Source organism: Candidatus Frankia alpina (assembly GCF_902806485.1).
Lineage (GTDB): Bacteria > Actinomycetota > Actinomycetes > Frankiales > Frankiaceae > Frankia > Frankia alpina.
Genome location: NZ_CADCWT010000005.1, coordinates 1 through 24,361 on the forward strand (window position 1 = coordinate 1; position 24,361 = coordinate 24,361).

General features: G+C 74.2%; 17 protein-coding genes. 8 read left to right on the forward strand and 9 right to left on the reverse strand.

Features of this window, described 5'->3' with window-relative positions; all coding sequences use genetic code 11:
- Positions 1-511 precede the first annotated feature (511 nt).
- Positions 512-1,333 (forward strand): RDD family protein, encoded by an 822-nt coding sequence (locus tag G6R25_RS01510; RefSeq protein WP_235947066.1) that lies wholly within the window; start codon positions 512-514, stop codon positions 1,331-1,333.
- A gap of 315 nt (positions 1,334-1,648) precedes the next feature.
- Entirely contained in the window at positions 1,649-4,468 is a 2,820-nt protein-coding gene (locus G6R25_RS01515; protein ID WP_163551354.1) for a transglycosylase domain-containing protein, read from the forward strand.
- 19 nt (positions 4,469-4,487) lie between these two features.
- Here the strand turns inward: G6R25_RS01515 and G6R25_RS01520 are convergent, their stop codons facing one another.
- From G6R25_RS01520 to G6R25_RS01535, 4 genes are all read right to left on the reverse strand, one after another.
- Positions 4,488-5,636, reverse strand: coding sequence for an SIS domain-containing protein (locus G6R25_RS01520; RefSeq protein WP_163551355.1), 1,149 nt, complete (start codon positions 5,634-5,636; stop codon positions 4,488-4,490).
- Between the two features lie 17 nt (positions 5,637-5,653).
- On the reverse strand, positions 5,654-5,857 hold the full coding sequence (locus G6R25_RS01525; protein WP_163551356.1) for a Trm112 family protein: 204 nt from the start codon (positions 5,855-5,857) through the stop codon (positions 5,654-5,656).
- A complete protein-coding gene (locus tag G6R25_RS01530; RefSeq protein WP_163551357.1) occupies positions 5,857-7,215 on the reverse strand; it encodes a phosphomannomutase/phosphoglucomutase in 1,359 nt (452 codons plus the stop codon). The genes G6R25_RS01525 and G6R25_RS01530 overlap by 1 nt, the downstream gene beginning before the upstream one ends.
- 234 nt (positions 7,216-7,449) lie before the next feature.
- On the reverse strand, positions 7,450-7,851 hold the full coding sequence (locus tag G6R25_RS01535) for a DUF3499 domain-containing protein (protein WP_163551358.1): 402 nt from the start codon (positions 7,849-7,851) through the stop codon (positions 7,450-7,452).
- A gap of 303 nt (positions 7,852-8,154) precedes the next feature.
- Here G6R25_RS01535 and G6R25_RS01540 point away from each other — a divergent pair, with 303 nt between their 5' ends.
- Positions 8,155-8,685 (forward strand): metallopeptidase family protein, encoded by a 531-nt coding sequence (locus G6R25_RS01540; protein ID WP_235947068.1) that lies wholly within the window; start codon positions 8,155-8,157, stop codon positions 8,683-8,685.
- A 66-nt stretch (positions 8,686-8,751) separates the two neighbouring features.
- Positions 8,752-10,083, forward strand: a complete 1,332-nt coding sequence (locus tag G6R25_RS01545) for a type I phosphomannose isomerase catalytic subunit (RefSeq protein ID WP_163551359.1) — start codon at positions 8,752-8,754, stop codon at positions 10,081-10,083.
- Positions 10,084-10,193: 110 nt separating this feature from the next.
- Here G6R25_RS01545 and G6R25_RS01550 read toward each other — a convergent pair whose 3' ends face one another.
- The 5 genes from G6R25_RS01550 to G6R25_RS01570 all read right to left on the reverse strand — a co-directional run bounded on the left by G6R25_RS01550 (position 10,194) and on the right by G6R25_RS01570 (position 19,905).
- Positions 10,194-11,837, reverse strand: coding sequence for a DUF5719 family protein (locus G6R25_RS01550; RefSeq protein WP_163551360.1), 1,644 nt, complete (start codon positions 11,835-11,837; stop codon positions 10,194-10,196).
- Complete coding sequence (locus G6R25_RS01555) at positions 11,834-15,460, reverse strand: glycosyltransferase (protein ID WP_163551361.1); 3,627 nt, start codon at positions 15,458-15,460, stop codon at positions 11,834-11,836. Before G6R25_RS01555 ends, G6R25_RS01550 begins: the two co-directional genes overlap by 4 nt.
- A 105-nt stretch (positions 15,461-15,565) precedes the next feature.
- Positions 15,566-16,195, reverse strand: coding sequence for a WhiB family transcriptional regulator (locus G6R25_RS30020; RefSeq protein WP_163551362.1), 630 nt, complete (start codon positions 16,193-16,195; stop codon positions 15,566-15,568).
- Between the two features lie 449 nt (positions 16,196-16,644).
- The gene (locus tag G6R25_RS01565) at positions 16,645-19,353 is read right to left on the reverse strand and encodes a bifunctional FO biosynthesis protein CofGH (protein WP_163551363.1); all 2,709 of its coding nucleotides are present in this window, start codon (positions 19,351-19,353) and stop codon (positions 16,645-16,647) included.
- Between the two features lie 255 nt (positions 19,354-19,608).
- On the reverse strand, positions 19,609-19,905 hold the full coding sequence (locus tag G6R25_RS01570; protein ID WP_136447425.1) for a hypothetical protein: 297 nt from the start codon (positions 19,903-19,905) through the stop codon (positions 19,609-19,611).
- 370 nt (positions 19,906-20,275) lie between these two features.
- On the opposite strand from G6R25_RS01570, the gene G6R25_RS01575 reads away from it, so the two are divergent.
- The 4 genes from G6R25_RS01575 (at position 20,276) to G6R25_RS01590 (ending at position 24,349) form a co-directional block, all read left to right on the forward strand.
- Positions 20,276-20,884 carry a TetR/AcrR family transcriptional regulator gene (locus G6R25_RS01575; protein ID WP_136447424.1) on the forward strand — a complete coding sequence of 203 codons (609 nt, stop codon included), beginning with the start codon at positions 20,276-20,278 and terminating at the stop codon, positions 20,882-20,884.
- A gap of 111 nt (positions 20,885-20,995) precedes the next feature.
- Positions 20,996-21,997, forward strand: coding sequence for a 2-phospho-L-lactate transferase (gene cofD, locus G6R25_RS01580; RefSeq protein ID WP_163551364.1), 1,002 nt, complete (start codon positions 20,996-20,998; stop codon positions 21,995-21,997).
- Between the two features lie 28 nt (positions 21,998-22,025).
- On the forward strand, positions 22,026-23,345 hold the full coding sequence (locus G6R25_RS01585; RefSeq protein WP_163551365.1) for a coenzyme F420-0:L-glutamate ligase: 1,320 nt from the start codon (positions 22,026-22,028) through the stop codon (positions 23,343-23,345).
- Positions 23,346-23,500: 155 nt separating this feature from the next.
- On the forward strand, positions 23,501-24,349 hold the full coding sequence (locus tag G6R25_RS01590; protein WP_163551366.1) for a DUF3105 domain-containing protein: 849 nt from the start codon (positions 23,501-23,503) through the stop codon (positions 24,347-24,349).
- Positions 24,350-24,361 lie beyond the last annotated feature (12 nt).

Below are 24,361 nucleotides of genomic sequence, written 5' to 3' on the forward strand. Positions count from 1 at the left end.
GTCCGCCGGCCCCGCGCCATCGCGCTCCACTGGCGGAAGGCGACTCAGGCACCGCCCGAGCAACGGATTTCCCAGCCATGGACCCGATGGGGCCGATGGACCCGCAGCCGCGTCCACCACCGCGTCCCCACCGGTCGGAGATCCGAGAAAGTCGCCGGACGAACCGACGGCTGATTCGCTCCTGACACTACGGAACAGAGATCACCCTTGCATGATGAAGGGATTTCCGTGGCACCGTCAAGAGTCCGCACGTCCCGCCCGCGAATGTCACAGGGAAGGCCGCGACGGTCATCAAATGTGCCCGCAACATCAGATCCGGAACCACGATCTGTATACCGACATGATCGGTCCGGGCCTGCGGGTAAGTGACGGTGGTGCGCCGATGCGGGACGTTTTGACAGCCCGTCGGATGGCGCCGGAGCCACTCCGGATCACCCGGACGGGCCGCCCTGAGGGCGCGGCGGACACCATATGGTGAGATCCACACGCACATCGAGATCCCGGGGGCCCCATGAACCAGGTCGTCCGGAGCGGCCCGGCCGGGACGGGGCACGCCGGCATCACGCCGGGCGCGGAGTCGATCATCACGGGCGAGGCGGTCGCCATCGACCTGCGGGTGGCCCGGCTTGGTTCGCGCCTGGTGGCCGGGCTGATCGATCTGCTCGCCCAGCTCTACATCCTGTACATCCTCGGCGCCCTGGTCGTGCTCGTCGTGCGGCCCGACGACGACGCGCTGGTCGCCACGACCTTCCTGCTGATCTACGTCACCATGGTGCTGGGCTACCCGGTGGCGTGCGAAACGCTGAGCCGCGGGCGGACCCTTGGCAAGATGGCGTTGGGCCTGCGGGTGGTCCGCGACGACGGCGGGCCCATCCGGTTCCGACACGCCCTCACCCGCGGGCTCATCGGCGCGATCATCGAACGCCCCGGGATGCTGCTCGGCCTGCCCGCCATCATCAGCATGATCGCCTCACGGCGCAGCAAGCGCCTGGGTGACGTGTTCGCCGGGACGGTCGTGCTGCAGGTGAGCGTGCCGCGCACGGTCGGCGCCGCGCCGTTCGTCCCGCCGCCGCTGCTCGGATGGGCGGCCCTGCTCGACCTGACCGGACTCGACGACGGCCTCGCCCTGCGCGCCCGGCAGTTCCTGAGCCGTTCCCATGCCCTGTCACCGCAGGCGCTGGACCGCCTCGGGCGAGGCCTGGTCGACGAGGTGCGCGCGGTCGTCACGCCGCCGCCACCCCCCGGCACGCCGGGCTGGGCCTACCTGTCTGCAGTGCTCGCGGAGCGCACCCGCCGGGCCTACGCACGGCTCGCCGGGCAGCGCCGATCATGACCCCCGCGCTCGGCTGCGAGGCGCAGACGGCTCGCCGGCCGCGGCACCTGGGGGGACCCGTCCGGCCCGCCGAATCCGGGCCATCGGACCCCCACGCCCTTAACGGTCGCTAAACAATCCGAGGCGTACCGCTCACACCTGGCCCGCCGGCTCGCCCGGACAGGAAACGCTCGTCTACCGTTACCAGCGGTATAGGACCGTCCATGCCAACTGCCGTGAATCGGCGCCCGTCCACAGCCAGGTTCGCTTCGCCCGAACTGCTCCATCAGCCCGCGAGCGCCCGGTGCCGATGAGCGACCAAGCGCCGGGTCACGCATGCTGGTTGAGGTCCCACGAAGATCCCGGCGGTTCCGCCGGCCCACCGAGGGGGTGACGTCGACGTCTGGCGGACGGGAGTCGAGCACTCCATCCCGACCCAGCCCGCCCGCACCCGCGGGTGGCTCGTCGCGAGGGGGATCCACCGGGGTACCGCCCCGCGCCGACGGCACACCCCGCGGGGTCGCAGCCGAACGCGCAGCCACCCCGCCGCGAGCAGCTGCGGGCAAGGCCGGGCCGGCTGCCGCCGGCGCGAAGATCCGCGAAGGCGCAGCGACGCGCTCGGAGCCGGCCGCAACGCGCTCGACCACGGCCACCCCGACGGCGACGACCGACCGTCCGACGACCGACGAAGCCCCGGTGACCGACGAAGCCCTGGTGACCGACGAAGCCCTGGTGACACCGGCCGGCCCCGCCACGAACGGGCAGGACCGGGCCGCGGGCGGGCCGGGGCGCGGTGGCACCCTCGACTCCCAGGTGCCGGGCGCGGCGGGCGGCGGGCCAGGGGCCCGCGTCCTGCCGCGCCCGCCGGCGGACCGGCGCCGCGTGCTGAAGAAGATGGCACTGACGGCGAGCGCCCTCGGCGTGGTCCTCGCCCTCCTGTCACTGCCGTTCGTCGGGGCGGTGGGCCTGTTCGCCAAGGGCAGCGCGGACCACTTCCTCGGGCTGCCGAACGAGCTCATCACCCCGCCGCTGCCGCAGAGCTCGACGATTCTTGCCTCCGACGGCTCGGTGATCGCGACGCTGCGGGGGGCCGAGAACCGCATCGTCGTCCCGGGCAGCGACATCCCGAAGATCATGCGGGAGGCGATTGTCTCCATCGAGGACGCCCGCTTCTACGAGCACGGCGGGGTCGACCCGCAGGGCGTCGTCCGGGCGGCGCTGCGCAACAGCGAGGCCGGCGGGGTGGCCCAGGGCGGGTCCACGCTGACCCAGCAGTACGTCAAGAACGTACTGCTGCAGAACGCACGCACGACCCAGGAACGGGAGGTGGCCGCGGGCGACTCGCTGGACCGCAAGATCCAGGAGCTCCGCTACGCCCTCGACATCGAAAAGCGCTTCTCCAAGGACGAGATCCTGGAGCGCTACCTGAACATCGCCTACTTCGACGACGGCGCGTACGGCGTCGGCACGGCCGCCGAGCACTACTTCGGGGTGCCCATCTCCCGGGTCACCCTCGAGCAGGCGGCCCTGCTCGCCGGGCTGGTGCAGAGCCCGTCGCGGTACAACCCGGCCGCGCACCCGCAGGCGGCGACGGTCCGGCGCAACACCGTGCTCGACAAGATGGCCGAGAACGAGTACATCTCGCCGACGCAGGCGGATGCGGCGAAGCAGATGCCCCTGAACGTGGTGCCGGCCCCGCCGCCGGCCGCGGACTCCTGCGAGACGTCGACCGCGCCCTTCTTCTGCGACTACGTCCGCTCACAGCTACGGGCGAGCCCGGCGCTCGGCACCACCGTCGAGGAACGCAACCGACGCATCTACGAGGGCGGCCTGGTGATCCGCACCACCCTGGATCCGCTCGTCCAGCAGGCGGCGCAGGACGCCGTGAGCTCGACGATCGCCCCGGACAACCGGGTGTCCGCGACCGAGGTGGTCATCCAGCCCGGCACCGGCAACATTCTCGCGATGGCGGTCAACCGGGTGTACGGGTCGAACACCGGCCTGAACCAGACGGTGCTGCCGCTGCCCACGAACGCGACGTTCCAGCCCGGGTCGACGTTCAAGACGTTCGTGCTCGCCACCGCGATCGAACAGGGCTACGGCACGTCGACGGCCTTCTACTCGCCGTCCTGCTACGTCAGCCCGAAGTTCCCACTGGACCGCGGCGAGGGCGACTGCGCCAAGGGCTTCTCGAACTCCGACCCGGCCGAGGCGGGCATCTACGACATCCCCCGTGGCACCTGGGACTCGGTGAACACCTTCTACGTGCAGCTCGCGGAGAAGACCGGCATCGGCCCGGTGCTGGAGATGGCCAAGCGGCTCGGCGTCGTCCCACCGAAGGCCGACAAGATCGGGCCGACGGACGGCGCGACCGCCATCGGCGGCGGCCAGTACATGTACGTCTCGCCGCTGCAGATGGCCGACGCCTACGCGACGATCGCCGGCGGCGGCCTGCGCTGCGCCCCCCGGTTCGCCACCGGAGCCATGGACTCCAGCAAGGACCCGATCGACATCGCCCGCCCGCCGCAGTGCGAGCAGGTGCTGGCGAAGGGCGTCGCCGACACGGTGACCAGCGTGCTGGCCGGCGTTCCGATCAACGGCACCGGGACCAACGCCGCGATCGGCCGGCCGTCGGCCGGTAAGACCGGCACCACCGACGAGTACTCCGCCGCCTGGTACATCGGCTTCACCCCGCAGATGACCGCGGCGGTGTCCGTCGGCGACCCCACCGGCGCCGAGGCTCACCCGCTACGCAACGTCGTCGCGGACGGCCGGACCTGGCCGCGGGTCTTCGGCGGTGACCTACCGGCCATCATCTGGGGCAAGTCGATGCGGGCGGCGTTGGCCAACCAGCCGGTGGTCGCGCTGCCCGGTGCCGACCCGACCGTGGCCCGCGGCACCAAGGGCGGCCTGCAGAACACCCCGCCGCCGCCGCCCGCGCCGACACCGGCCGCAGGCCTCGGCGACACCCTCCAGAACCTCGGCCAGCAGCTCCTACCCGGCGTGTTCGGCCAGCCGCAGGCTCGCAGCGCCCCGCTCGGCGGCCAGAACGGCACCCAGCCGACCACCCCGAACGGCCAGAACGGCGGCGGGAGCCAGAACGGCGGCGGGCAGCCGAACGGCGGGCAGAACGGTCAGAACCAGGGGGGCCGGTAGGCGGCGGCCGCCACGAGGACTACCGACCGAGATCGCGGGCCACGGGTGTCTGGGTCGGGTCGAGCCCGAGCACCAGCGCAAGGTACACGGCGGTGAAGTCGAACAGGCCGATCAGGGAGGCTAGCCGCTCCAGCGGACCGGACCCCTCGGTGCGCAGCTCGGTGACGTCGACCCCACGCTCGGCGGCGACGGCGACGGCGACCTCCGCCTGGCGGGTGACCTCGGCCCGCTCGGCGTCGGGGTCGCGCAGCAGGATCAGTCTCAGCCGGGTCGGCTCCTCCTCCTCGGCCCGGTCGCGGAAGAAGTCCTCGAGTTCGTCCCGGCCACCCGAGTCGGCGACGCCCAGGCCGGCCCCGAAGGGACCGGCGAACAGTGCCACCTGATGATGGCCGGGATGCGGCAACGCGCCGACGAGAGCCGGATACTTGGCGTTCGTCGCGAACTGGGCGGCGGCGTGCTCGGCCGCGACCGTTGTCACCACTGAGGTGCCCCAGATCACCGGCAGCGCGCCGGCCAGCTCCAGCGCCAGGGTCTTAGCCGGGTTGACGAAGGACTCACTCGACGACCGGCAGCGGGTCGCCACCTCCTCCAGCCGGGCGGCGGCGGCCTCGACGGCGTCGTCGCCAAGCCGGACGACGCCCAGGGCCCGGGCGGCGACGAGCAGCGGCACCGCCAGCGACCAGAGCATGGCCCGGGCCGGCCGCTGCCCGACGAGCGGGACGAACGACGCCCCGGCGAGCGCGGCCAGGTGGGCGAGCGGGGTGTCCGCCGGCGCGACGACGCCGATCCGCGCGCCGCGCCGGCGGGCCTCCTCCACGACGGAGCACGTCTCCGTCGAGGTACCGGAGGCGGACACGGCGAGGACGACGTCGGACACCCCGACCCAACCCGGCAGGCCGTGGGCGTGGTGGCCGATGACCGGGACGGGGCCCGTCGGCCCGGCGACGGCGGCCAGGACGCCGGCGACCATCGATGAGCCACCGACCCCGGCGACGAGGACCGCGCGTGGCCGGCCGTCGGCGCCCAGCCGGGCCACCCCCGCCTCCTGGGCGAGGACGGCACTCTGGCGCACCTGCAGGGCCGTCGAGGCGATGTGCGGCAGCAGCGCTGCGGCGTCGCCGCTGTCGATCCGGGCCGTGTCGTCGAGGATCGCCTCGTCGAGGTACACGCCGACGCCGCGGGGTGTCAGCTCGACGCCGACGCGGCCCGGCCAGGGAACGGCACGGCCTCGTCGAGCAGCATCACCGGAATGTCGTCCCGGACCGGGAAGGCCAGGTCACAGGCGAGACAGACCAACACCGGAGCGCCGTTCAGCTCGTCGGAGCGCAGCTCACCGTGCTTGCTGCACGGGCAGGCGAGGATCTCCAGCAGCAGCGGGTCGAGACTCATCAGGATTCCCTTCCGCCCCGGACGCGGGCGAGGACCTCGTCGCGCAGCCGGCGCATCGTGGCCTCGTCGGGGCCCTCGACGTTGAGCCGCAGCAGCGGCTCGGTATTGGACGGGCGCAGGTTGAACCAGGACCCGTCCGCGAACGAGACGGTAAGACCGTCGAGATGGTCGACGTCGGCGGCGTGCGGGGCGTAGGCCTTCTCGACCGCCTGCATCGCGGCGACGGCATCCGCCACCTCGGAGTTGATCTCGCCGGAGGCGCTGTAGCGGGAGTAGCCGGCGAGCAGGTCGGACAGCGGCCGCTGCTGGCCGCCGAGCGCGGCGAGCACGTGCAGAGCGGCGAGCATGCCGGAGTCCGCTCGCCAGAAGTCCCGGAAGTAGAAGTGGCCGGAGTGCTCGCCACCGAAGATCGCGCCGGTACGAGCCATCTCAGCCTTGATGAACGAGTGACCCACGCGGGTGCGGACCGGGACCCCGCCGCGCTCGGTGACGAGCTCGGGCACGCCCCGGCTGACGATGACGTTGTGAATGATCGTCCCGCCCGGTTCGTGAGCGAGCTCGCGGTCGGCCACCAGCGCCGTGATGGTCGACGGGGACACGATCTCCCCACGCTCGTCGACGACGAAGCAGCGGTCGGCGTCGCCGTCGAAGGCGAGCCCGAGGTCGGCCCCGGAGCTGCGGACCGCGGCCTGCAGGTCACGCAGGTTCGCCGGCTCGATCGGGTTGGCCTCGTGGTTCGGGAAGGAGCCGTCCAGCTCGAAGTAGAGCGGGATCACGGTCAGCGGCAAGCCGGCGAAGGTCGCCGGGACGGTCAGCCCACCCATGCCGTTGCCGGCGTCGACCGCGACGGTGAGCGGCCGGATGCCGGACAGATCGACCAGGGTGTGCAGGTAGCGCACGTAATCGGCGAGGAGGTCACGCGTGGTGACCGCGCCGACGCGGCCGGGGACGGCGGGCACGCCGTGCTCGACCATCGCTCGGATCTCGGCGAGCCCGGTCTCCTGGCCGATCGGCGCCGCACCCGCCCGGCACAGCTTGATGCCGTTGTACTTCGCCGGGTTGTGCGAGGCGGTGAACATCGCGCCGGGGATGTCGAGCGAGCCGGCGGCGAAGTAGAGCAGGTCCGTCGAGCCGAGGCCGGCGGTGATCACGTCGGCGCCCTGGCTGGCCGCACCCTCGGCGAAGGCCGCGGCCAGCGGGATGGACGACTCTCGCATGTCGTGGGCGGTGACGATCCGCTCCGCGTCGAGCAGTCGCACGAACGCGGCGCCGGTACTCCGGGCAATCTCGGCGTCGAACTCTGCCGGCACGACACCCCGGACGTCGTACGCCTTGAAGATCCGCGACAGGTCGCGCATCCGGTCCCCACCCTTCTGGCTGGTGTCCCCCGCACCGGGTGAACGGTCCCCCCGGGGCCCGCACGGCGCCACTGCGGCCGCGCTCGGTGAGCCTATCCGCCGGGTCCGACAGACCCTGGACCGCATCCGAGGAAGCCCACGCGGGACACATCGCGCCGCTCCCCGGCCTCCGGGGCCGGCCCCGGCCGGGTGGCCGTCGGCACCGCTCACGGGGGCGGGGACGCCGGGCCCGCCTCAGGAAGGGCTGGGCACCGCCCGCAGGTGACCGCGACGGCCCCCCGGAGGCGCCTGGGGGCCACCCTGGGAACCTGGGGGACCCTGGGGCGGCTCGGGACCACGCCGAGGCGTCTCGGGACCACGCCGGGAGGCCTCGCGCACGGCGTCCGCCAGCGCCTCCAGGTCATCCCCGGCAACCTCACGGCCACCCTCACGCGACGCTTCGGCCTCGAGCCGGACGACCGCCCAGCCGAGCGGCACGGTGAGCCGATCGGCGTGCGGGCCGCACAGGTCGTACGAGTGCGGCTCGACGTACGGGGACAGCGGGCCCAGTACGGCTGTCGACTCGGCGTAGGCATACGTGAGCGTGGCGACCGCGGCTGCGGAACAGGCCGAGCGGGAGCAGCGCCGAGGCTTCACGTTCCGGACGGTAGCCCCCGGAACGGGCGACGGCCACCACCTATCGTCGTGTCGCGTGACGCGAGGCTGAATCGTCACGCGTTGTCGACCATATCGTTGCGCCGTGCGTCCGAACTCCGGCGCGGCAACGGCATCCGACGCGGCATCGAGATCATCAAGATCGTGGAACCTCCTCGGGCTGGGAGGGAAAACCGGGGTCAGTCGCCGGGACGGCGGGTGTTGGCGGGACGACCGGATCACGACGGCCGCCGGGACCGATCTCCCGGCGATCGGCGGGCGCGCGACACCCCGAATGGTGCCGGGGTGGACACGCGCCCGTCGATCGCCGGCCGGGGCCCCTGCCACGAACGCTACGCTCACAGGGTGACCGAGCTCGAGCGGTTCCCGGCGGCGGCCCGCCCGATCCCCCCCCGCCGGCGCCACGATCGCCGGGGTCGGGGCATCCGCGGGGCGCTGCTCCCGTCCGACGTGCCCGCCTACGCCACCCGCGGGGATCGCTTCGACGACTTCGTGCTGGACGCCGTCGAGCATCTCGACCATCGGTGGTCTGCGGAGCTGTCCGACGTCGAGTTCGCCGTCGAGGACGTGCCGCCGGTGGCGGTGGCCGACACGGAGATCCCGCTCGCCCGGTACCAGCCGGCCACCGGAAAGGGCCGCTCGAGTACCCCCCGCCGCATCGTGGTATATCGCCGGCCCATTGAGGCCAGGGCGGTGGACAGCGAGGACCTGGCCGAACTCGTGCTGGACGCGATCATCCACGAGATGGCCGAAATGATGGGGGTCGATCCAGCCGTGATCGACCCGGAAGGCCACGGCTGGGGCGAGGAGGAGTAGCCCGCCCACCGCCCGCGCCCCGGGAGCACGACCCCGCCCAGAGAGCACGCCCATCCGAGGGAGACCGTGACCAGGAACCCCGCGTCCACGCCGCCCGCCGGTGAATCCTCCGGTACGGGCCCACAGGTGCCGGCGGGGTCCCCCCGCCTGCTCGCGCTGCACGGCGCCGAGCAGCCCTACGCGTGGGGGTCGGCGACGGCCATCCCCGAGCTGCTCGGCACCCCCGCGGCCGGGGGTCCGGTCGCGGAGTTGTGGCTCGGGACCCATCCGGTGGCGCCGGCGTTCGTCGAGGCGGACGGCGCCCGCCGTCCGGCCGCCGACCTCGTCGGCCCGCTGCCGTTCCTGCTCAAGGTCCTGGCGGCGGACAAGGCGCTGTCGTTGCAGGTGCATCCCGACCAGACACAGGCCGCCGCGGGCTTCGACGCGGACGATGCCGCCGGCCTCTCCGTCGACGATCCCCACCGGCGCTACCGCGACCGCAACCACAAGCCCGAGCTCATCGTCGCCCTGTCGCCGTTCCGGGCGCTCGCGGGGGTCCGGGATCCGGCGCGCACGCTCGCGGTCGCGGCCGGGCTGGGGACCCCGGCCCTGGTAGCTGCCTTCCGCCCCCTCGCGAACGATCCCGCCGCCGGCGCGGCCACGGTGCTGCGAACCCTGCTGACCATGCCCGCCGGCCCCGCCGGAGAGCTGATCGACGCGCTCGTCGCGGCGGCTGAGCGGCTGCGCCGCGCCCGCGGTCGGCGCTCGGCCGATGGCTCGGCCGCGGGCGGGAGCCACGGCAGACCGGCTCTCGACAACCCGCGCGATGGCGGCGAGGACGACCTCGCCCGGGCAGCGGACCTGATCGGGCGGCTCGCGGCAGCGCACCCGGGCGACGTCGGCATCGCCGCGGCACTGCTACTCAACGACGTGACCCTGCGCCCCGGCGAGGGGCTGTTCCAGCCGGCCCGGATGCTGCACGCCTACGTTGCCGGGCTCGGCATCGAAATCATGGCCACCTCGGACAACGTGCTGCGCGGCGGACTAACTCCCAAGCACATCGACGTCGACGAGCTGCTACGGATCTTCGACCCCAGGCCGAGCGACGCACCGGTCCGGATCCCCCGCACCATCGCGGCCTCTCCCGGCGGGCTGCTGCACGGCTGGGACGTCCCCGTCGCCGACTTCGCCCTCACCGAGGCCGTCTGCACCGGCGACGGCGTGCCGGTGGGGTGCCCGACGGTGCTGCTCGCGGTCGAAGGACGGGTCGAGGTCACCGCGACGGCCGACGACGGGACCGCCGTCGCCCCGGTAGAGCTGCGCCGCGGCGGATCGGTGCTGGTCGCGGGCCACGCTGCGGTCACACTGACCGGCGCCGGCCGGGTCTTCCTCGCTGCACCGGGCCACCGCCCCGACTAGCCCCGACTAGGCGCGCCCCGGCGAGTAGGCGAGTGAGCCAGTCCCGAGATCCGGGCTGACCGACGGCTCGCCACCGCTCGGGGTCCGCCGTCCGCCCGGCGGCGGGCCTCTCAGCGGTAGGGCAGGGCCGGATCGGCCACCGCCGGCGGGGCGTCGAGCAGCCGCGGCGCTCCCTCCAGCGGGACGACCGCGGACAGGATTCTCGGCAGCACCAGCGGGGGCGCGGCCTGCCCGACGCCGACGCCGGCGGCACCGGCTGGCGTGTCCTGCGGCAGCGCGGCGGCCGGGACCGGTGCCTGCTCGGCGCCCACGGCCCCGGCCGAGCCCGGTAGCCGGGCGGCGCCGACGACCGCGGTCGCGACCAGCGGCCCGCCAACCGCGACGAGGCGTCCCCCGGCCGGTCCCGACGGCCCGCGGACCAAGGCGACCGTCCCGGCCTGCAGCCGCACGGGGTCACCGTCGAGCCAGGCCGTCACGGGCCCGGCCGGCGCGGCGAGCACGACAGCCCCGGCGGCTCCCACCGGCGGCGACGGCACGCCAACCGCCGCGTCGGGCGCGGTGCCGGCGCCGGCGGTGGGTCCGGCCGCGTCGGACAGCCCGATACCCCGGCCGAACGCATCCAGACCGCGGCGCCCCGACACGGCATCGAGTCGAACGGCGCCCGCCCAGGTCGACACGCCCGCCCAGCCCGAGGCCACACCCAGCTCGGCGACCACCGGGGCGGCAGTGACCGACTCGACGAGAACCGCCGACGCCCCGCCCGGCGGCAGTAGCACCGGCATGGTGATCGCGCCGGTGGTCGGCACCCGCACCGCTTCCAGACCCACCGGGGTGTGCCGGCCGGACGCGGTCAACACGCTGACGCGCACGACGGCCGCCCGATCGGGCGCGGCAAGCACCAGGCGCGCCGCCGGGCCGGGCGGTCCCGCCGGGACGACCACCCCGCCGAGTAGCAGCCGGCGGGCCGGCGGGGCGGTCACCGGCACGAGTCGGGGTGCGGTGAAAGGGCCGCCGATGCTCGACCGGTCCACCATCCAGGCGAGCACCCGACCGAAACACACCTCGACGTCGAGTGCCGTCACGGCGGCCTCCGGCGCGAGCGCGGCGAGCCGGCGGGTCACCGCGTGCCCGGGCGGCACGGAGATGTCCTGCGACGTGGTGGCCGTGCCGTCCGTGAGCACCCGCACACCGACCTGCGCGGGCTGATCGGCCAGGTTCGACAGGATCACGATCGGGTCGCGGCCGGCCATGGTCGACGGTCCGGCGAACCAGCTACTGGCCTGCGGCGGGGTGCAGCGCGCCCGCGCCGGGCCCGCGCCGTCGCCGGTTCCCGTGACGAGTGCGGACAAACCCGGCGCCGAGGTGCCCCGGGCGGACACGAGCAACGAGCCGCGGTCACCCCTCGTTGCAGCGGACGGCAGGGTCAGCGCCGCCCTGCCGAGCCGGGTGCGCAACTCGGCGGGCCGGGTGGCGACCCGGACCCGACCGTCGGCCGTCCCTGCGGTACGCACGGCGAGGTCGAGGGGGCCGGCCAGCACGGGATCGCGGGCACCGGACGGCGTCGTCGTCAGCTCCGGGCAGGCCAGCAGCGCGGCCGACACGGGCCAGTTACCGGCCGGAGCGGGGCCGACGCCCTCGTCGGCGAGGAAGGCCCCGCCGATCCCAACGACGGCCACCGACATGAGCACGCGAGCGGCGGCGCGGCGCCACAGCGGCCACCTGGCGGCGCTGGGGCCGCCGGGTGGGGACGTCATGGGGCCTCCTCCACCGATCCCGATCCCGATCCGCGGCCGGCGCGACCGAGGTCACGCCCGGACGGGCCCGCGATGGGTGGCGCATCGGTGTCCGGTGGAGAGCGGCGCGACCGGCGCGCGGCCGCAATGCCCAACAGCAGCAGCGCGCCGAGCGCCGCGGCCTGCGCGAGCACCAGCTCGTGTGCGCGGCCGTCGTCGCGGTAAAGACGAACCGTGCCACCCTCAGCGGGCAGGCGGAAGCCGGCCGCCCAGCCCCAGGCCGCGAACGGCCGCAGCGGTCGGCCGTTTAGCCAGGCGCGCCAACCGGCCCCGGCCGGCGCCGCGAGGATCAGATCCCGTTGCGGGGCCCGCGCGGCGCCGGGCAGGGCCGCAACGCACCCGCCGGGCGGCAACCGGCGGGCCGTGGTCGGGGCCGCCGGCAGCGGCTCGACCACCGACGGCACCAGCGGCACCGACGGCGTGGAACTGCCGGTGGGATCCGGCGGAGCCGCCCGCGGCTGGAGGTCCGAGTCCACGGCGAAGGCCGGCGGGACGGCGGCGGTGGCTCGACGGGACGCTGGCGTCGGCACCGCCTGGTCGGGGGTCGCCGGCCGCCAGAGCAACACGCCCGGACGGGCCCGGTCCCGCAACAGCGACGGGGTCGCATCGAGGCGGGTGATGAGGTCCGCCGACGCGTCCATGGCGGGAACGGCGATCGCGGCGACGCCGAGTAGCGGCAGCCAGCCGGCCGCCTGGTCACCGCCGACTGCCAGATCGGCGACGACGTCGGCGAGGAAGGTGGCCGCCCGCCGAGGCGGGCGAGCCTGGCCGGCCGGGAAGCGGGGGCCGTCGGCTGCGGCGAGGATGTACCGGATCAGGCCGGACCGATCGGACCGGTACAGGACGAGGAGGCTGGACCCGGCCGGCGCGGTCCGGGCCTCGGCCTGCACCGCCCGCACCATCGCCGACGGGCCGGTGCCCGACCAGGGGACCTCGGTCGCGGTGACCTCGGTCGCCGCTCCCCCGGCGTCATCGGCGGTCACGGCCCGGTCCAGGGAACCGGCCCGGTCCGCAGGGATAGCGGAATCCCAGCTCCAGGCGGTTGGGCTGGCGCGCCACCCCGGGCCCGCGGCGAGATGGCCGGCGGCGAGCCCGGCGGAGCCGACGAGGATCAGCGCCGTCACCGGGAAGACGACGATCCGGGCCAGCCGGCCGGTGCCCGGGCCCGCCCCGGCCCCGGGGGCTTCTCGCCGACGCCGCGGGGCGCGGGCCGGGCGGCACACGCTTGCCGCCGCGAGCAGGGCACCGGCGAGGACAAGGCCGTACTGCGGGCCGGCCCACCAGCCCTCGCCGCCCGCGACCCGCTGGTCTGCGTCCCCGGCGAGGCGCGAGGTGAGCAGTACGGCGAGCAGACCCAGCGCGGCCAGCGACCAGCCGATCCGGCCGGCCCGGCCCGGCCCGGCCTGATCCGACCCGGCCCGGCCGGACCACCGGCCCAGCAGCCAGCAGATCAGGCAGCCGGCCAGGAATCCGACCACGGCGGCTTTCGGGCGTTCCCCCGCGCCCGCCACCAGCGCGATGGAGTCCTGGGGGAACCGGGCCAGTGCCGCCAGCGGCTCGGCGCGGATTCCCGCGCCGCCCGCGTACAGCGTCGGGATCAGCGGGATGATCGTCACTAGGAGCGCAGCGGCGATGTCGGGCAGTCGCCGGCGGACCGCGAGCAGCGCCGCGGCCGGGAGGCCGATCCACACCAATGGCGCCATCGACGGAGCACAGGCGACGAATCCGACCAGGCAGACGGCCAGAAGCCAGATCGCCCGCAGGCGCCCGCCGACCAGACCGGCGCAGCCGCGCAGCACCGAGTCGGTGGCGGCGAGCACAGCTGGGAGCAGGATCAGCGCTCCGACGGTGTCGCTGCGGCCAGCGGCGACCGCGCCGGTCATCACCGGGCTGGCTCCGTAGGCGGCGGCAAGCCCGAAGCGGGCGGCCGGACGCGGACCGAGCCGGGCGAGCGCCCGATGCGCGGTCAGACCGGCAAGCGCCGGCCCGGCAGCGAGCAGGAGCCAGCCCGCTGCCGCGGGCCGGCCGCCGAGGAGGCTCGCGGCGGCGGCGAGCAGCGCGGTCCACGGCGGAGGCGGCCCCGTACCGTCGAGCGGGGCGCCGGCGGTGCCGACCCGGCCGGACCAGACCGCCGTCCACAGGTCTCGGGCACCGGCGGGCAATGGCAGGCCCGCGCCGAGCATGTCCGCGGGCATGCCGCGCATCGCGACCACGCCGACGACGCCAAGCAGGCACGCGAGCAGGACCGCCGCCCGGGTCGATCGCCGGCCGGGCGGGGTGGCCACCAGGCCGCCGACCCCGACCGGGACGTGGTGGCGCGCGCTGAGCTCGCCAGCCCCGACGTCGAGGAGGCCCACTTCGGGGCTCGGCGCAGCCGATCCGGGTCGGCGCCGCAGGCGGGCGGGGAGCAGGGAACGGATGGCGTGGTGCGAGACGGCTCGGGTGCGCCCGGCGCGCCGACGCATCCGCGCCAGCTGGCGGAGCCGGCCCAGCACGACGAACGGCAACGCCAACTCGATGGCCGCCGACCGCAGCCGCCCTCTCGACACCAGGCCAAGCGCCCGCGGGAGCGCCGCGACGAGGATGGCTGCCCCGGCCCCGGGCAACAGCGGCCACGCCGTGTTCGCCAGGCGGACCCGGAGCGCACCGGCTCGGTCCGCCGGCACCCACGCCCGCCGGTCCCACAAGTCCCGCCGGCTCTGCCGATGCCGAGAGCCGGCCGGAGCGCCGTCGGGAGCGGGGGCAGCCGCCCCGGCGGAGGGGACAGCCTCGGCGCGGGCGGTCATCGTCGCCATGGGGACGACGACGACCCGCAACCCGGCGCGGGCGGCCCGCCAGCCGAGGTCGATGTCGTGGCCGCCGTCGAGCTCGGGGTCGAGACCGTCGAGCAGCCGCCAGGCGGCCGCCCGGATGAGCATGCCGGAGCTGGCCACGGTGAGCACGTCGCGCACCCCGTCACGCTGGCCCCGGTCGATCTCGCCGGGCCGCACACCGGTGTATCTGCGGCCCGCGCGGTCGACGCTTACCCCCGCCTCGAGCAGGATCGACCCCGACGGCGAACCCGACGGCGAACCGGATGGCGACGGCCCTGGGTGCCCGACACGGAGTTTGGGGCCGAGCACGGCGGCGCCAGGGTCGAGCCGCGCGCAGGCCAGCAGGGTGCGCAGGGCGTCGGGAGCGGGCAGGGCGCCGTCGTCGAGCAGCCAGACGTAGCCCTCCCGCGGCGGCCCGCCGATGCGCGCCAGGCCCGCGGCCACCGCCACCCCTAGGCGGGTGCCGGCGGCAAGCTGGACGACGGCCGCCGGGCTGGAGCCCGCCGCTTCTCGCAACACCCCGGACGCCGACGGCGCGCCGGCCCCGTCACCTGGGATGGCTGCGGGGACCGCAACCGTTTCAGTCGGGGATGCGCCGCGCGGCCGTGGAAGGTGGACGGCGGCCGGCGGCGCGGCGTCGGCACCGCCGCCGATGCGGACCTCGACGATCTGCAGGTCGAGGACCTGGTCGGGCGGCGGCGCCTGGGTCGACACCGCCGCGCGCAGGGTCTGCGCGGCGCCCGGCCGCCCGCCGTGCACGCAGACGGCCACGACCCGGGTCGTGGCCGCCGGCAGGCGCGATCCGGGCGGGGCCGCGAGTGCACGCGGCGCGGCCGGACCGCCCACACCCTGCCGGACGCCACCCACCGCCCGGGTTCAGACCGCTCGACGCCGTTGTTTGCGTCGCTCCCGTTCGGACATGCCGCCCCAGATCCCGAACCGTTCGTCGTTCTCCAGGGCGTACTCGAGGCACTCGGCCCGGACCTCGCAGCCCGAACAGATGCGCTTCGCCTCCCGGGTCGAACCACCCTTCTCAGGGAAGAACGCCTCGGGATCCGTCTGCGCGCACAGGGCGCGTTCCTGCCACTCCATCGTCTCGCCGAGCAGGTCACCCAGCCCCAGATCGATCACTGGGGCGAGGGCGTCCGGCGCGTCGCCGATGGGGTCGCCGATGGTCTCGACGGCCAGGTCGTCGGCGTCGAGACCATCGACGGCCGGGTCGTCGTCGACGTCGACCTCATCGCCCGCGCGAACGATGACGTCGGCATCTGCCTCGGCTCTCGGGCCGGAGGCAATCGGGGTGGCACCGGTGGCCAGGTCGGGCGAGCCCGACCGGGCCGGCGGAACGCTGGCCGCGGCCAGCGGGGACCGCAGGCACGGCTCCGGTGTGGCCTGGGTGGGCCGTTCGGCATGCACCAGCTCGGAGTGGTCACCGAACAGGTCATGCTCAGCGGGACGCTCGACGTCCGCGAGGACGGTGTGGACGCCCGCGTCGGTGTGTTCCATGGGGACTCCTCCAGACCCGTCGCGGTGCGGTCGGCCACCCCCTGGGCGCCGGCGCGCAGGTGACTGGTTCCACACCGGTCAGGCGACGCACTACCGCACGAACCTCGCCAGCGAGGGGAATGACACGCCGGTAATTACACGCTCCCGAGTCGGTCGCGTCAACCCCACCAGCGCAACATCTTCTACAACCAGCGATGAAAACATAGCTCACAGTCACTGCACACCATCGCCGGGGGTCCGGACGGCCTTCCAATCAGTAACTGTGTGCAATCAGTCCGACGGCGATGACAGCATTATGCCGTCCGAAGCTAATAGACATAAAGGGCCTAAACGGGCAAGTACGCAATCAGACAACCGTTGTGAACCTATACCGGCCAGGCATCACCTCCAGCCAAGCCGGCCCCCACGACTACTTAGAGTAGTTTCTGCTGGCGCCAACTTGGCGGGTGTCAGGACACCACCAGCAGCATGGTCCGGACGGGGCCGCCCCGGGCAGCGTGAAAGCGCTCATCCGGGACCCGCCCATACGTCGTGGTCCGTTGCCGAGCGGGACGACCCGCCCCGGCGGCCACCTCCTCCAGCTCAGCCACGGATCGCCGCGAGCCGTGCTGGGAGCCGGCCATCCGGCTGATCGTCTCCTCCATCAGCGTCCCACCGATGTCGTTCACCCCGCCGGCGAGCACCGAACGGCAGCCGTCGACGCCGAGCTTCACCCAGGAGCACTGGATGTTGTCGATCGACCCGTGCAGCAGGATGCGCGCCATCGCGTGCACCGCCCGGTTCTCCTGCACCGTGGGGCCCGGCCGGGCCACGCCGGCCAGGTAGATCGGCGAACTGTGGTGGACGAACGGCAGCGCGACGAACTCGGTGAAGCCCCCGGTGGAGTCCTGGATGCGGCGCAACAGCCGCAGATGCGCGACCCAGTGCGCCGGGGTGTCCACGTGGCCGTACATCATCGTGGCCGACGAGCGCAGGCCCACCCGGTGCGCGGTGCTGGCCACCTCGACCCAGCTCGCCGTGGGCAGCTTGCCCTTGGTCAGCACCCAGCGGACCTCGTCGTCGAGGATCTCCGCCGCGGTGCCCGGGATGGTGTCGACGCCGGCCTCCCGCGCCGCGGTGAGCCAGTCCTCGATGGACATCCCCGTCCGGGTTACCCCGTTGAGGACCTCCATCGGGGAGTACGCGTGCAGATGCAGCTCCGGCGCCGCCCGCTTGATCTCGCGGGCGAGCTCGAAGTAGGCGGTGCCGGGCAGGTCCGGATGGATGCCGCCCTGCATGCAGACCTCGGTGGCGCCCACCGCCCACGCCTCGGCCGCCCGGCTGCCCACCTCCGACAGCGACAGCGTGTACGCGTCGGCGTCGTTGCGGCGCTGCGCGAACGCACAGAACCGGCAGCCGGTGTAGCAGACGTTCGTGAAGTTGATGTTGCGGTTGACGATGTAGGTCACGTCGTCGCCCACCACGTCGCGGCGCAGCCCGTCCGCGAGCAGGCAGAGCTCCTCCAGCGCCGCTCCCTCGGCCCCGAACAGGATCAGGGCCTCGCTGTCGGTGATCCCGGCCGGGTCGTTGCCGGCGCTGCGCAACGCGGCCCGCAGCTCGGGCTCGACCCGCTCCGGCGCACCAGCACCGGCACCGGCGCCGGCGCGGGCCGCGACGGCGCGACTGCCGGTGCCGACGACGCCGTCGACGCCGGTGCCGGCCGCGCTGACCTCCGCCCGCAGCGACTCCCAGTCGCCGTAGACGGTGTCAAAGTCGGCCCGGGTGGCGCTGTGGCGCCCGACGGTGTCCACCGAGGTGTGCAGGTCGACGCGGCCGGTGTCACCGAGACCGCCGTCGGGCTCCTGCCAGGGCCGCCCGGCAGGCCGGGCACCGTCGGCGAGCAGCCCGTCCGGGCCGGCCAGCGCGCGCACGTGCCCGGCGACCCGCGGGTCGAGCCACGGCTCGTCCAGGTACGACGGGTACACCGTGAGCCGGGGGCGCAGCGTGAAGCCGGCCCGAGCCGTCACCTCGCGCAGCACGTCCAGGTCCGGCCAGGGCCGCTCGGGGTTGACGTGATCCGGGGTGACGGGCGAGACGCCGCCCCAGTCGTCGATGCCGGCGGACAGCAGCAGGGCGCACTCGGCCGTGTCGATGAGGTTCGGGGGTGCCTGCACCCGCATCGTCGGGCCGAGCACGAGCCGGGTCACCGCGACGGCCGCGGCCAGCTCCTCGGCGCCGACGTCGGGCGCCGAACGCATCGCGGTGTCGTCCTTGGCCCGGAAGTTCTGGACGATCACCTCCTGAACGGAGCCGTACCGGCGAGCCAGCCCGCGCAGTTCGAAGATCGTCTCGGCCCGCTCGGCCCGGGTCTCGCCGATGCCGAGCAGCAGACCGGTGGTGAACGGAATCGACAGCCGGCCGGCGTCGGTGAGCACCCGCAGCCGGACCGCCGGCTCCTTGTCGGGCGAGCCGAAATGCGCCTCGCCCGGCTGCGACCACAGCCGGGTCGCGGTCGTCTCCAGCATCATGCCCATCGACGGGGCGACCGGCTTGAGGCGGGCGAGTTCGGCCCAGCTCAGCACGCCCGGGTTCAGGTGCGGAAGCAGGCCGGTCTCCTCCAGCACGGCGATCGCGACGGCGCGCAGGTAGCCCAGCGTCGAGTCGTAGCCATGGGCGTCGAGCCACTCCCGAGCCGCGGGCCAACGATCCTCCGGGCGGTCGCCCAGGGTGAACAGCGCCTCGGCGCAGCCGGCCGCCGCGCCCGCCCGGGCGATGTCGAGCACCTCGTCGACGGTGAGGTACGGCGCGGCCAGACGGTGCGGCACGGCGGCGAACGTGCAGTAGTGGCAGCGGTCCCGGCACAGCCGGGTCAACGGGATGAAGACCTTCGGCGAGTACGTGACGACGCCCGGGCGGCCGAGGGAGGCCAGGCCCGCGTCGCGCACCCGAGCGGCCGACGCGCACAGATCGGCGAGATCCTCGCCGCGGGCGGCCAGCAGCACCGCCGCCTCGACGGCGTCGAGGGTGGCACCGTCGCGGGCCCGGCGCAGCGCCCGGCGCAGCGCCGACGCGGACGGCACGGCGTCGGCGCCCGGCGACGGCTGGGGCAGGCCCGGGTCGGGGCCGGGCTCAACCGTCGGGCCGCCCACTCCGTCGGGTGTCGCCGCCGTACTGGTCATCATTTCCTCTGGTTCTCCGGTGGTGCCGGACCTGCCGCGGCCCGGCGGCCCGGCGGGCCGGCCCGTCACCGGTGTCGAAGGAACACATGGTTGCGGACATCAGCAGAAACGACCACGACACCACAGCGGCGCCGGAACGTCGGACATCTCGGCGATAGAAGGGGTGGAGTCGCCGGGCGGTCGAGGGCGAACCCGGGGACGGGCGCCGGGACGCCGGCGGCAGGGGGACGCCGGCGGCCCGGCCACCCGTCCGGGTCAGGGAGTCGCGCGACCGGCGGCGCGCCATCCGGTGCCCGGCCGGCGCAACCGGTCGAGCGTGCCGATCAGCATGTTGGTCCGGCTGCGGGCGGCGAGGACGTCGGCCTCCGCCTCGGCACGGCGATGTGGCTGGCCGGCCCCGCCGGGGACGGGGGGCTCGGCGGCCATCGCCGCGGACCGCCGCATCTGCGCCCGGCGGGCGGCGACCACCTGGGGAGCACGCGCTCCCGCAAGCGCACGGTTGAGGGAGGCGGACAGGGCTTCGAGGCTCTTGGTGGTCCTGATCTCGGACATGAGGGTCCTTCCAGCGATGTGGAGAGCTCAGGTTCACTCTCACAGCACTCTCTAACCGGAATCAAGAGAAACCGGGTGAGGGACGACACATCCCGGCCGGTGCCCTGGCACAGGCGACGGGACGACGTTCCGGTCATCCCCGGACGACCACCCAGTTATCCCGGAAGTCCATCCACAGTGGGTCCCTGACCTGCGCGGATGACACTCGGCGGCGGGCGCGCCCGCCGCCGGTCGCCCCGAAAGATGATATGAGTCACATCCATCATTTGTCGATGTTTGCCCGCCGAGCCGGCTGGGTATTGCAGGCCAGCCCGGTGTGCGCTGATTCGAATCGCTCCTCTCCCGGCACCGAAGTCGTTACGCTGATCAGGTGCCACGCAACCGCCAGGAAGTTCCCCGCGAGGAACGGATCGACGCGCTGCTCGCCGTCGCCGAGGAGCAGTTCCTCGCCCGCGGTTTCGCCGGGACATCCATCGCGGAGATCGCCCGCTCGGCCGGGATCGAGCCCGGGTCCGTCTACTGGTACTTCCGGTCGAAGGACCACGCGTTCGCGGCCGTGCTCAACCGCCTGCTCGACGTCGAGGTGGACCGGATCTCCGGCCTGCCGGGCAACCCGGCGGACAAGCTCTTCCTCGCCCTCGACTCGGTGGAACGCCGGCGCACGCTGCATCCCTGCGTCGCCGAACGCGCCCCGCACGCCGAGCCGGTGATGGAGTACCACGAGCGGTTGCACGCCTGGCTGCAGGGCCTCTCCCTGGCTGCGGTCCACGACTACGTGCCCGAGGCCGACCGGGCGTTGGCCGCGGACGCGGTCGTCGCCACTATCGAGGGTGGCCTGGCCAACCCGGCTCCCAGCCGGCCAACCAGCCACCTCGTGCACTTCCTGCTGGCCTCGTTCTCCCGGGACGCCTCGCTGACCGGCCGGCCGGAGCCGGGCGGCTGGGTCGCGCCGCTGTTCGCCCGCCCGCGGCTCGGCTGACGCACCTCGGCCTGGCCGAGAACCCGCGTTGTCGGCCGACCGCCGCCCCCGTCGGGCCACGCAAGCGGCCGGTGACCCGTCCGGCGGGCGTCGGTGCCAGGATCGCTTGCTGTGAGAGTGACAGCCCTGGCCGGCGGGATCGGTGGCGCCCGCTTCCTGCGTGGTGTGCTCGCGGCGCTGCCCGACGCCGACGTGACGGTGATCGGCAACACCGGCGATGACATCACCCTGCATGGCCTGCGCATCTGCCCCGACCTCGACACGGTGATGTACACCCTCGGTGGCGGCATCTCCGCCGAACGCGGGTGGGGCCGCGAGGACGAGTCGTTCGTCGTGGCCGAGGAACTCGCCGCCTACGGGGTCGGGCCGGCCTGGTTCGGACTCGGCGACCGGGACCTCGCCACCCATCTGGTTCGCACCGAGATGCTCGACGCCGGCTACCCGCTGACGGACGTGGTCCGGGCCCTGTGCGACCGCTGGCAGCCGGGGGTGCGGCTGCTGCCGATGACGGACGACCGGGTGGAGACCCACGTGGTCATCGCCGACGACGACGGCCAGCGGGCCGTGCACTTCCAGGAATGGTGGCTGCGGCTGCGAGCCGCCGTACCGGCACAGGCGATCGTGCCGCTGCGGGCCGAGACCGCGAAGCCGGCACCGGGGGTGCTCGACGCCATCGGCGAGGCGGACGTCGTGTTGCTCCCGCCGTCGAACCCGGTCGTCTCGATCGGCACGATCCTGGCCGTGCCGGGTATCCGTGACGCTGTGCGGGAGACCGCGGCGCCGGTCGTCGGCGTCTCCCCGATCATCGGCGGGGCGGCGGTGCGCGGGATGGCCGACGCCTGCCTGACCGCCATCGGCGTGGAGACCTCCGCGCAGGCCGTCGGGGTGCACTACGGGGGTCGCGGACGCGCGGCGGTGCCGGCCGCGGGAGAGCCGGCCGCGGCGGCCGGGGCAGCGGCGCCCGCGGGGCTGCTCGACGGCTGGCTGGTCGACACGGTCGACGCCGGGGCGGTCGTGCCCGGCGCCACCGTGCTCGCCCGGCCGCTGCTGATGACCGACCTGGCGGCGACGGTGGCCATCGTCCGGTCGGCGCTGGAGATCGCCGGTGTCTGAGCAGCAATGGCCCGGGGGATCCGCGGGGATGCCCCCGAGCGGGACGTTGACGGTGTTCGGGCTGACCGGGATCGGGGAGATCCGGCCGGGTGATGATCTCGCCGCCGCCGTGGCCGCGGCGGCGTCGGCGAGCGGCCGGCCGCTCGCCGACGGCGACGTCCTCGTCGTCACCTCGAAGATCGTTTCCAAGGCCGAGGGACGGCTGATCACCGTCGCCGGTGATCGGGAGGTCGCCCGGCAGGCCGCGATCGACGGCGAGTCGGTCCGCGAGGTGGCCCGCCGCGGGCCGACCCGGATCGTCGAGACGCATCACGGCTTCGTCCTGGCGAGCGCCGGAGTCGACGCGTCGAACATCGCCAAGGACTCCCTCGCCCTGCTCCCGGTCGATCCGGACGCCAGCGCCGCCCGGCTGCGGGCCGGCGTCGCCGCGCTGCTCGGCACGGACGTGGCGGTCGTGATCACTGACACGGCCGGGCGGCCCTGGCGACGTGGCCTGGCCGACATGGCGATCGGCGTCGCCGGCATGGCCGCGCTGCGCAGTCACATCGGCGACATCGACCGCTACGGCAACGAGCTGGGCATGACCGAGGTCGCCGAGGCCGACGAGCTGGCGGCGGCGGCCGACCTGGTCAAGGGCAAGCTCGGTGCCACCCCGGTGGCGGTCGTGCGCGGCTACGGCCGGCTCCCCGACAACGGGACGGGGGCACGTTCGCTGCTGCGGCCGAGCGGCGAGGACATGTTCCGCCTCGGTTCGTTGGAGGCGCGGCGGGCGGCGCTGAGTGAGCGGCGCACCGTGCGGGAGTTCACCGCCGACCCGGTTGATCCGGCCGCGGTCGAGCGGGCGGTCGCAGCGGCGCTGACCGCCCCGGCCCCGCACCACACCACCCCGTGGCGATTCGTGCTGGTCACCGCTCGGCGCGCCACGCTGCTCGACGCGATGGCCGCTGCCTGGGCGCAGGATCTGCGCCGCGACGGGTTCGACGAGGCCGCGGTCGACCGGCGGCTGCGGCGCGGGGGCGTGCTGCGGCGGGCGCCGCTGCTCATCGTGCCGATCATGGTGCTGGACGGGGCGCAGCCCTATCCCGACGCCCGCCGGGCCGCGGCCGAGGAGCGGATGTTCACCGTCGCCGCCGGCGCCGGGGTGCAGAACCTGCTGGTGGCGCTGGCCACCGAGGGGCTCGGCTCCTGCTGGGTCTCCTCGACGCTGTTCTGCGCCGAGGTGGTCGGCGAGGTGCTGGACCTGCCGGCCGGCTGGATGCCGATGGGCGCGGTGGGCGTCGGACACGCCGCCGCGCCGCCCGCCGCGCGCCCGCCACGCGATCCGGAGGCGTACCTCCTGCATCGGTGATCCGCCCGAGCATCCGCTACGACCGGTTACCGGATGGAACGTGGGGGTATGGAGGTGACGGAGGGCGCCGGAACCAGGAGGTCCGGGTGTCCACCGGCGAGTCGAGCGCATCCTGCTTGCCGGAAGTGGTTCGACAGTTCGTAGGATCAGGTTTCGTGGGTAAAAAGAGCGCCGAGCGCAACGTCCGGCTCGAACAGCTGCGCCGCGAGCAGAAGCGCAAGGAACGTCGCCGCGTGCTGCTCATTTACGGCACGTCCGGGTTCGTCGCGGTGGTGCTCCTGGTCGGGATCATCATCTACAGCGTCGCCGACACCCACTCGAAGAACAAGACTCGCGAGGTCGGCTACACCGCGGCGGCGTCCTCGGCCGCCACGGCGGCCGGCTGCACCGGCACCGTGAACGACGCGTCCCAGGGCTCGACCCACCTCAGTACCACGGTGAGCTACAAGGCGTCGCCGCCGTCCTCGGGCAGCCACAACCTCGACCCGCTGCCCGACGGCATCTCGTTCTACAACCCGGCGTCGGGCATCCCGGTCGAACGCGCCGTCCACAACCTCGAACACGGCTTCATCGTCGGGTGGTACGACAAGAGCCTGCCGGCCGCCCAGGTCGAGAAGCTGCGGTCGCTGGCCGCCAACGCCGGTCCGCGTTTCATCGGCGTCCCCTGGACCCGGTCGGCGTTCCCGGACGGCAAGCACTTCGTGCTGACCGCCTGGGACCGCACCCAGCGCTGCACCACCGTCTCCGCGGACGTCATCAAGGACTTCGTCGCCAAGCACGCCAACCCGGATTCGACCGGGGCCACCTGGGACTCGCCGACCGCCCCCGAGTCGGGCGCGCAGGGCGGCACCCTCGACGTGTCGGCCGACGGCCCGCTGACGGCCCAGAGCGGCGCGACGACCGCCACGCCCACGCCGGGCGCCGGCACCATGTCGCTTACCCCCACCAAGCCCGACCCCCGCGCCCTGACCGCCCGCACGCCCTGGCTGACCCCCGCGCCCTGAGCGACCGGCCGG